General features: G+C 63.3%; 7 protein-coding genes and 2 pseudogenes. 6 read left to right on the top strand and 3 right to left on the bottom strand.

What is annotated here, in order from left to right; genetic code table 11:
- Window positions 1–84, top strand: a pseudogene (locus CO656_RS31025) (PepSY domain-containing protein); the annotation flags it as partial.
- Window positions 85–120: 36 nt separating this feature from the next.
- Window positions 121–726 carry a general stress protein gene (locus tag CO656_RS25020; protein ID WP_097527526.1) on the top strand — a complete coding sequence of 202 codons (606 nt, stop codon included), beginning with the start codon at window positions 121–123 and terminating at the stop codon, window positions 724–726.
- Between the two features lie 710 nt (window positions 727–1,436).
- Here CO656_RS25020 and CO656_RS31020 read toward each other — a convergent pair.
- The 3 genes and pseudogenes from CO656_RS31020 to CO656_RS25005 all read right to left on the bottom strand — a co-directional run.
- Window positions 1,437–1,572: pseudogene (locus CO656_RS31020) on the bottom strand (hydrolase); the annotation flags it as partial.
- 156 nt (window positions 1,573–1,728) lie between these two features.
- A complete protein-coding gene (locus CO656_RS25010) occupies window positions 1,729–2,454 on the bottom strand; it encodes a response regulator transcription factor (protein ID WP_037424695.1) in 726 nt (241 codons plus the stop codon).
- Complete coding sequence (locus CO656_RS25005) at window positions 2,451–3,719, bottom strand: sensor histidine kinase (protein WP_097527535.1); 1,269 nt, start codon at window positions 3,717–3,719, stop codon at window positions 2,451–2,453. Before CO656_RS25005 ends, CO656_RS25010 begins: the two co-directional genes overlap by 4 nt.
- Window positions 3,720–4,000: 281 nt before the next feature.
- Between CO656_RS25005 and CO656_RS25000 the strand changes: the two genes are divergently transcribed.
- The 4 genes from CO656_RS25000 (at window position 4,001) to CO656_RS24985 (ending at window position 8,448) form a co-directional block, all read left to right on the top strand.
- A complete protein-coding gene (locus tag CO656_RS25000) occupies window positions 4,001–5,017 on the top strand; it encodes an ABC transporter substrate-binding protein (RefSeq protein WP_037424693.1) in 1,017 nt (338 codons plus the stop codon).
- Between the two features lie 97 nt (window positions 5,018–5,114).
- Window positions 5,115–6,557 carry a sugar ABC transporter ATP-binding protein gene (locus CO656_RS24995; protein ID WP_234819597.1) on the top strand — a complete coding sequence of 481 codons (1,443 nt, stop codon included), beginning with the start codon at window positions 5,115–5,117 and terminating at the stop codon, window positions 6,555–6,557.
- Window positions 6,554–7,501: an ABC transporter permease gene (locus tag CO656_RS24990; protein WP_037424689.1), complete on the top strand. Its 948-nt coding sequence runs from the start codon at window positions 6,554–6,556 to the stop codon at window positions 7,499–7,501. Before CO656_RS24995 ends, CO656_RS24990 begins: the two co-directional genes overlap by 4 nt.
- A complete protein-coding gene (locus CO656_RS24985; RefSeq protein ID WP_037424687.1) occupies window positions 7,498–8,448 on the top strand; it encodes an ABC transporter permease in 951 nt (316 codons plus the stop codon). The genes CO656_RS24990 and CO656_RS24985 overlap by 4 nt, the downstream gene beginning before the upstream one ends.
- Window positions 8,449–8,462: the final 14 nt, after the last annotated feature.

Here is an 8,462-nt window from a genome sequence, read left to right as displayed (position 1 = left end):
GGTGTGTGGCAGGCAACTGCCATGAAGGACGGCAAATCAGTGGCCGTCGCCCTCGATTATCAGGGCAACGTCACAGCGCAGTAATCGCCCGAAACGTGCTTTACCAAAAGGAGAACGATAATGCGAACCGTAACAGGGCTATTTGACGACTACGCGGATGCCCGTGATGCCGTCAGCGACCTCGAAGCCGCCGGCGTGCCGTCAGATGATATCAGCATCGTTGCAAACAATGCTGATGACCGCTACTCGACCGAAGGCTCGGACGCAGCCGAAGGCGCGGGAACTGGTGCTGGCCTCGGCGCCGTAGGAGGCGGGGTGGTCGGTCTGCTTACGGGACTTGGCTTGATGGCCATTCCCGGCGTTGGCCCTGTTGTCGCGGCAGGATGGCTGGCGTCTACCGCGGCCGGGGCGGCAGCCGGGGCTGTTGCTGGAGGCGCCGCCGGAGGGTTGATCGGTGCATTGACGGATTCCGGCGTCGATGAGGAAGACGCCCATGTCTATGCCGAGGGCGTTCGCCGCGGCGGCACCTTGGTGACCGCAAGGGTCGATGACAGTCTTGCCCTCAAAGCAGAGGCCATTCTGCAGCAACGCAATCGCGTCGACCCTGCCGCCCGCAGGAGCGTTTACGCGGGGGAAGGATGGACGCGGTTTGACGACAGTGCCGACCCGTATACTTTGGAGCAGGTTCGGCGCGAGCGCGAACGCTATCGCAGTATGATGCCATAGGCACCTGCCTCAGCAGGCACTCGCCTCGCAAAGCCCCTGCTCATCACGCAGGGGCGATTGTGATTCAGCAACGGCGTCGAACTTTCACGGAGGTAGCGCTGCGTCCACAGTGTACATCCTCGCAATCAAGCCGTGCACAGGGCTCATGACGAACGGCTCCCCTCGACCCTCCTGCGACTATGGGGAACGGGAAATCGACCGACAGCAGCCGCCTGGAGGAGAGGAGTACTCTGCTGACTAGACGCCATAGGCGGTGGAACCCACCACTCCCAACGGCCCAACGGTCTGCACGTCGAATTCAGGCCCACAAATGACCTGCCTTTCATTCGGACTGTGAGTCAGCAGCTGAGGTGATCGAGTGGAGCGCTCGTGCATGCGATGTCGGTTGGCAAACTCGCACCCCACTAAACTGCCTGCTATTGTAGTTGGACCAGCATCCATCCGGGTGAGCTTAGTGCTGTTTAGATCGAGGTCGGTAATTGCCAGGGATCGTGTGGGTCTGCCTCCTATCCGCCGCGCTCATCGTTCGTCGCCATCGCATTGAACTTCGGCTCTCCACCCGATCCGGACATCGACATCCGGCACAGGAATGGCTCGGTTCGGCCCAAACGAGACATCGAGCCTCGCAACCAGCGAATGGGGGTGACGAGTATGGAGAGGCGATGCACAGTTCGCATCGCCTCGTCAAGGTCTCGTCATCCCCTCTCAGATCAGCCTGCGTTGCTCGGCACGCGCGTGTTGAGCAGTTGCTGCTCCCCGCTGCCGCCAAAGTGCTGGATGAGAATCTCGGTCAGCTCCTCGACATGCTCGGTGCGCGCACAATCGCGTCCATTCGCCAGCGATGCTTGGGGCTCGGCTCGGTACGCCAATCCCCGTTTGCTTTCAGACGGCCGCCGCTCACACCACGGTCATAACGTCTAGCGGCACTGCACTACGTCTTGCTTCGATGGTCTTGCCCAGATTCAGAATTGGCGGTGAGTTGGATCCCTTCTCGTCTTCGGTTCACTTCTGTTCCTGCAGCCATTCCTGAAGCTCGGCTTCGGCTTTTTCCAGGGCGCTGTAGTTCAGCAGTTTCCGAAGGAAAGCGACTGTCACGGCGCGGGCGCGCAGGTTAAATTGGCTGTCAGAATGTTCCTCGGCAACGGCCTGGTAGACGTCGAGCTTGTCGTAGAGCTGCTGCAAACGGTTCTGGACGCTGCGCAGAGACAGGTTGCGGCGCTTGGCAATCGTCCGGTCCGTCAGACCGAGTGCGATGTCGACGAGGATCTCGTATTCCGAATCGCTGAAGCTGTTCGCGTGGCCGATGCTTCTTTGCTGCAAACCGCGCACCTCGCGGTCGATCACGCACTGGCTCTCCACGAAAATTGAGCGAAGCGCCAGCTTCAGCCGCTCGTCGGAGGCGGATTTCAGCACATAGCCATAGGCCGCCCCGTCCGGAACGATACGCGACACGCCACGGACATAGGCCTCGTCGGAGTAGTTCGACCAGAAGAGGATGCGCGTCTCCGGGCGCTCTTTCCAGATGGTGCGTGCCGCCTCGATACCGTTGCGGGTCTGCATCTGCAGGTCCATGACGATGTGCGCCGACTTGTGATCGCGCGCGAGCTGCTCGCCGGCGACGCCGTTCTCCGCCTCGATGACGGTGTCGCATTCGGGCAGGGCGGCACAGACCGCCTCATGCAGGTACGAACGGTGAAGCGGATCGTCCTCCACGATCAGTACCTTCATCGCTGATCCTCCTTGATGGCTATTTGCGGCTGGGGCTCGAGGTCCGCACGGCGCTCTCCGCGCGGCAGCAGGACTGTGACCGTCGTGCCGCGGTTCTTGTCTCCCAGTCCAATCGCGAATTTCGCGGAAATGAGCCGTGCCCGCGTCTTCATATTGTCGATACCGCCACCGATGCGTCCGCGGGCTCTGGCCAAACCACGCCCGTCGTCCGAAATCTCAATGGCGAGCTCGCCGGCCTCGAGCCGAAGCCCGACGATGATTGCCGTGGGCTGGGCGTGGCGGACGGCATTGTTGATCGCCTCCTGCGCAATTCTGAAAAGCGCGACGCTGACCGTCTGCTCGAGGCCGTCTAGAGCGCCCCCGCTCTCGTCGACGAGAGCCCACTCGATCGGCATCCCACTGTCGCGTACTGACTGGTCGAGGTGGTTTTCGATCGCCTGGGCAAGACCGAAGAGCTGCAAAACGGACGGCTTTGCCTGCTCGATGATCTGCCGCAGATCCTGCATGCAATGATGGAGACTGCGGGAAACGGGTTCCAGTGCCTCGCTGCTCAGCTCCGAGCCGCGGGCCAGGCGGTCGATGCGGCGCGACAGCCGCGTAAGGTCGGCAAGCGTCTGGTCGTGAAGGTCCATGCCGATGCGCTGGCGCTCCTGTTCGAGCGCCTCGGTCAGCTTCAACGCGCCCTGCCGCAAACCCTCCTCGCGCGCACGCGCCTCCGCCTCGACGATGGCGGATTGCTGGGCCTGTTCGGCGGCCCTCAGCGCGAAGAAATAGGGTGCCAGCAGGTCGGCGATGATCCTCGCCCGGCCGACGTCCTCCATCGTGTATAGGCCGGGGTTCTGAGAGGAGCAGCTGAGCGCGGCTATGATCTTGCCCTGCACCTTCATCGGTACGTGCAGACGACTGCGCAGCGATTGTTCGATGATCGGCCGCTTGAAGGCGCCCTCGAAGTGGAAACGCGCATCGTTGATAGCATCATCCGTCAGCAGGTAGTCGACCTCGCCCCAGAGAAGGGAACGGATCGGGCTGTTGACGACCGGCGCCGAGGCGGCATCACCCCAGGCGGTGTCCATGCCGGTCTCGTAGGCGGTGTGATAGTTACCGTCGACCATCAGGATGCAGACGTCGAGATGATCGTGGGGGATGATATGCGCCACTTCCGCAGCGACGGCGCGGATCGCCGAGCGGAAGTCGAGCTGGCCGGCAAGCAGCCGGGATATGCCAAGATAGTGATCGACCAATGCGGCCGGCGCCAGAAGCGGCATGTCCGCAGTTCCTCCCGCGATCGCGCCCGTCCCTTCGGGCGCTGCGACCGCCAGCTCCATTAAGCGCTCGACAGGGCGTCCTCGTCTTGCACGAACACGCAGCCTGTAATGCAAAAGTCCGCAAACGCATTGCCGCATACGATCTATACAGGCGGCAAATTCTCCCTCATCCTGCCATTACTGAGAGGAGGAAGCTCAGTGCAAGTCCTATTTGCAGACGACCGCATAGAGAGCGGCCGATGAGGCGATCCGGTCGAAGCCGGGTCCAGAGGGAGGAAAACATGACATTTCGCAAGATGCTTCTGGCATCAGCGGTCGTCCTGTGCGCCGCAATGCCGAATTCCGCGTTGGCCGACACTTCCGGCAAGAAGATTGCGCTTTCCAACAATTATGCCGGCAACTCCTGGCGGCAGGCGATGCTCACGAGCTGGGACAAGGTGACGGGAGAGGCCGTCAAGGCTGGCGTGGTTGCTGCTGCCGATGCCTTCACAACGGCGGAAAACCAGGCGACCGAGCAGGCCGCGCAGATTCAGAACATGATCCTGCAGGGCTATGACGCGATCGTCCTCAACGCCGCCTCGCCGACGGCGCTCAACGGCGCGGTCAAGGAAGCATGCGATGCAGGCATCATCGTCGTCTCGTTCGACGGCGTGGTGAGCGAGCCTTGCGCCTGGCGGATCGCCGTCAATTTCAAGGAAATGGGTCGCAGCGAAGTCGAATATCTGTCGAAGAAGCTGCCCGAGGGCGGGAACCTCCTGGAGATCCGCGGCCTTGCCGGCGTTTTCGTCGACGATGAGATCTCGGCGGGCATCCACGAGGGCGTCAAGCAGTTCCCGCAGTTCAAGATCGTCGGGTCCGTCCATGGCGACTGGGCGCAGGATGTCGCCCAGAAGGCCGTGGCGGGTATCCTGCCGAGCCTTCCCGAGATCGCCGGCGTCGTGACCCAGGGCGGCGACGGCTACGGCGCCGCCCAGGCGTTCGCGGCTGCCAACCGGCCGACGCCGATCATCATCATGGGAAACCGCGAGGACGAGCTGAAGTGGTGGAAGGAACAGAAGGATGCCAGCGGCTATGAGACCATGTCTGTCTCGATCGCGCCCGGCGTCTCGACGCTCGCATTCTGGGTCGCCCAGCAGATCCTCGACGGCAAGGAAGTCAAGAAGGACCTCGTCGTGCCCTTCCTGCGCATCGACCAGGACAATCTGGAAGAGAACCTCGCCAATACCCAGGCAGGCGGTGTTGCCAATGTCGAATATTCGCAGGCTGATGCGATCAAGGTGATCGAATCCGCGGAATGATGTTCTTCCATATGTCGCGCGGTTCTCTCGGGACCGCGCGGCAGACCCCGTGCCAAACGATCCCCAGTACAACAGATAGCGGCAAATGACGGGCAGAATGTCGAAGGCGATAATCGAGGTTGCCGACGCCAAGGTGAGTTTCGGAGCGGTCAGGGCGCTCGACGGCGTGACGCTCGCCATCCGGCCGGGGGAATGCGTGGGTCTCGTCGGCCATAACGGCGCCGGCAAATCGACGATCGTCAGCGTCATCAATGGCGGTCTGACGCCGCAGCAGGGCAACATTTCAGGCGACGGCGAGCTTCTTCAGCGCTACGGCATCAACGCGGCCAGAGCGCGCGGCATACGCTGCGTCTTCCAGGAGCTTTCGCTCTGCCCGAACCTCACCGTGGTCGAAAATACCCGCGTCCTGCACCGCCATCTTGGAGGCCTCGGCTGGCGCAGGCGGGCAAGGCTCGTGATTGAGCGAAGCCTCGATGCCATATTTCCCGGACACGGCATCGAACGCGACAGGATGGTCGGGGATCTCTCCATCGCCGAACGGCAGATGGTCGAGATCGCCATGGCTTTCTCCGATACCGGCATTGCGCCCCGGCTCATCATCCTGGACGAGCCGACGTCCTCGCTCGACGCGAGCCTCGCGGAGCAGATGCTCGCCCATGTCCGGCGGTTCGTCGCGAGCGGCGGTTCGGTCATTCTGATTTCCCATATCCTCCACGAGATCCTCGCCACGGCGAACCGGATCGCGGTCATGAAGGACGGGCGCATCGTCGCCGAACGGCCTGGCGATGCCTGGACCGAGCACGGCCTCGTCGAGGCCATGGGAAGCGTCGTCAAGGGCGAAGCGCATCGCCGCACGCTGCGAGACCTTGCCCATGAGCCCGTGGTAATCGCGCGGACCGGTCGCGGCCTGCGCCTTGAGGCCAGACGCGGCGAGATCGTCGGGCTCGCCGGTCTCGCCGGACACGGCCAGACGGGAATGCTGATGAAACTTCATGCAGCGAGCACCGCCGACTGGCTGCCGCGCCGCGAGCCTGCGGTGACCTTCGTCGCGGGGGATCGCCGCCTGAATGGCGTCTTCGAACTCTGGAGCATCCTGAAAAACTTCTCCATCGCCACGCTTCACGATCTGGCCCTGCGCGGCGTCGTCAACGCCGAGGCGGAGGCCGAGCGTGCCGGAGAGTGGAAGCGCCGCATCGATATCCGCACGCCGGACTTGGCCAACCCCATGCTGTCGCTTTCGGGCGGTAACCAGCAGAAGGTGCTATTCGCCAGGTCGCTCGCGACCAGGGCGCCGGTGGTGCTGATGGATGATCCAATGCGCGGCGTCGACGTCGGCACGAAGCAGGAGGTATACGAGATCATCCGGCAGGAGGCTCAGCGCGGCCGCACCTTCGTCTGGTATTCGACCGAGATGGAGGAGGTCTGCCTCTGCGATCGTGTCTATGTCTTCCGCGAAGGAGAGATCGTTGCGGAACTCGCCGGCGACGCCGTGAGCGAGGAGAACATCCTTGCCACGTCCTTCAAGCGGGAGGCAGCATGAGGCTGAGGCTTTCGACCGATGCGATCCGGCTCGCCATTCCCGCCCTTTCGCTCACCGTGCTTCTTGCAGCCGTCTTCTGGCTGCAGCCTCGGGCGATGAGCTATATCGGCCTCAACCTGCTCTTCAATCTCGCGGTTCCGATCGCGCTCGCGACGATCGCCCAGATGATCATCATGTCGGTGAACGACCTCGACCTCGCGATGGGCACCTTCGTCAGCTTTGTCGGCTGCGTGACGGCGACCTTCCTGCGTGACGAGCCGCTTGTCGGGATTCTGATCCTTGCCGGCGGCGTTGCCGTCTATGCCATGCTCGGCGTCGTCATTCACCTCCGTGGCCTGCCGTCGATCGTGGTTTCGCTCGGCATGAGCTTCGTCTGGGCGGGGCTTGCCGTGCTTCTCCTGCCGGCGCCCGGCGGACAAGCGCCGGAATGGGTCCGAAGCCTGATGACGATGAAGCCTCCGATCGCTCCGATGGCGATCGTCGCCAGCATCGTCATTGCCGTCGTCGCGCATCTGATCGTGACGCGCTCCTCGCTCGGCGTGCTCATCCGCGGCATCGGCGGCAACCAGCGCTCGGTGGAGCGGGCGGGCTGGTCAGTTCTGGCCGCCCGCGCTGCGGCCTACGGGCTTGCCGGCATGTTCGCGGTGCTCGCCGGCATCGCGCTCGTCGGGCTCACCACATCGGCCGACGCAAACATAGCGCTCAGATACACGCTGCTCTCGATCGCCGGCGTGATCCTCGGCGGCGGCGAATTCATTGGCGGGCGCGTCTCGCCCATCGGCGCGGTGATCGGCGCTCTGACGCTGACGCTTGCCGGTTCGTTCCTGTCTTTTCTGCGCATCTCGCCCGACTGGCAGATCGGCGCGCAGGGCGCGATCCTGATCATCGTGCTCGCCTTGCGCCTGCTGCTCAACCGTCTCGAATATCAGGAGAAGCGGCGATGAGGGTCGTCGACCGTCTTTCGCGGGCGCCTTGGATCTGGTCGTGGTTCGCCGCCTTCCTGGTCTGGTTCGCGACGATCATGGTGACGGGCGGCGCAAGCATGCTCGACCTCTCCCAGGCGGCGCTGACCTTCGCCGCCTTCTCGATCATCGTCGGCATCGGCCAGATGTTCGTCATCACGCTCGGTCCCGGCAACATCGACCTGTCGATTCCCGCCACCATGACGCTCGCGGGCACCGTGGCGCTGAAGCTTATGGAAGTGGACAACGCCATGATCCTGCCGGGGCTGATAACCGCAACCCTGATCGGCATCGGTGTCGGCCTCGCGAACTACGCGCTCATCAAGGCGTTGCGCATCCCGCCGATCATCGCGACGCTGTCGATGAGCTTCATCATCCAGTCAGCGGCCATCTGGACCAATCGCGGCCTGCGCATCAAACCGCCGAGCTTCCTGGCCGAATTCACGACATCGGCCACGCTCGGCGTGCCCAACGTTTCCCTCGTGGCGCTGGTGATTTCCCTCGCCGCGTGGTTCCTGCTCGAAAAGACCGTTTACGGGCGCTGGATCTCCGCGATCGGCCAGAGCATGCCGGCGGCACGCATGGCGGGCGTTCCGGTCGACGGCACACGCTTCGTCACCTACGTGCTCTCGGCCGTTCTTGCCTCGCTCGCGGGCTACCTCCTCGCCTGCTTCTCGGGGGGCGCGGCTCTCAACATGGGCACGGAATATCTTCTGATGTCGATCGCCGTCGTCGTTCTCGGCGGCACCGCGGTCGCCGGCGGCGATTCCAACGTGCCGGGAATCTGGGGTGCCTCGCTCTTCATGTTTCTGGTGGTCTCCATGCTCAACACCTACGGCCTCGGCGCCGGCATCCGCCTGATCATGACCGGGCTTATCATCATCAGCGTCATCATGCTCGCAGGCGGCCGACAGCCGGGCATGCGTTAGTTCGGGGACGGACC

Source organism: Sinorhizobium sp. FG01, assembly GCF_002531875.1.
In the GTDB taxonomy this organism is placed as follows: domain Bacteria; phylum Pseudomonadota; class Alphaproteobacteria; order Rhizobiales; family Rhizobiaceae; genus Sinorhizobium; species Sinorhizobium fredii_C.
Note: the sequence above shows the minus strand (reverse complement) of the source record. Positions and strands in the feature narration are given on the sequence as shown.

Coding starts and splice junctions, on each gene's coding strand:
- CO656_RS25020 (WP_097527526.1), top strand. CDS start 121: ATGCGAACCGTAACAGGGCTATTTGACGACTACGCGGATGCCCGTGAT.
- CO656_RS25010 (WP_037424695.1), bottom strand. CDS start 2,454: ATGAAGGTACTGATCGTGGAGGACGATCCGCTTCACCGTTCGTACCTG.
- CO656_RS25005 (WP_097527535.1), bottom strand. CDS start 3,719: ATGCCGCTTCTGGCGCCGGCCGCATTGGTCGATCACTATCTTGGCATA.
- CO656_RS25000 (WP_037424693.1), top strand. CDS start 4,001: ATGACATTTCGCAAGATGCTTCTGGCATCAGCGGTCGTCCTGTGCGCC.
- CO656_RS24995 (WP_234819597.1), top strand. CDS start 5,115: ATGTCGAAGGCGATAATCGAGGTTGCCGACGCCAAGGTGAGTTTCGGA.
- CO656_RS24990 (WP_037424689.1), top strand. CDS start 6,554: ATGAGGCTGAGGCTTTCGACCGATGCGATCCGGCTCGCCATTCCCGCC.
- CO656_RS24985 (WP_037424687.1), top strand. CDS start 7,498: ATGAGGGTCGTCGACCGTCTTTCGCGGGCGCCTTGGATCTGGTCGTGG.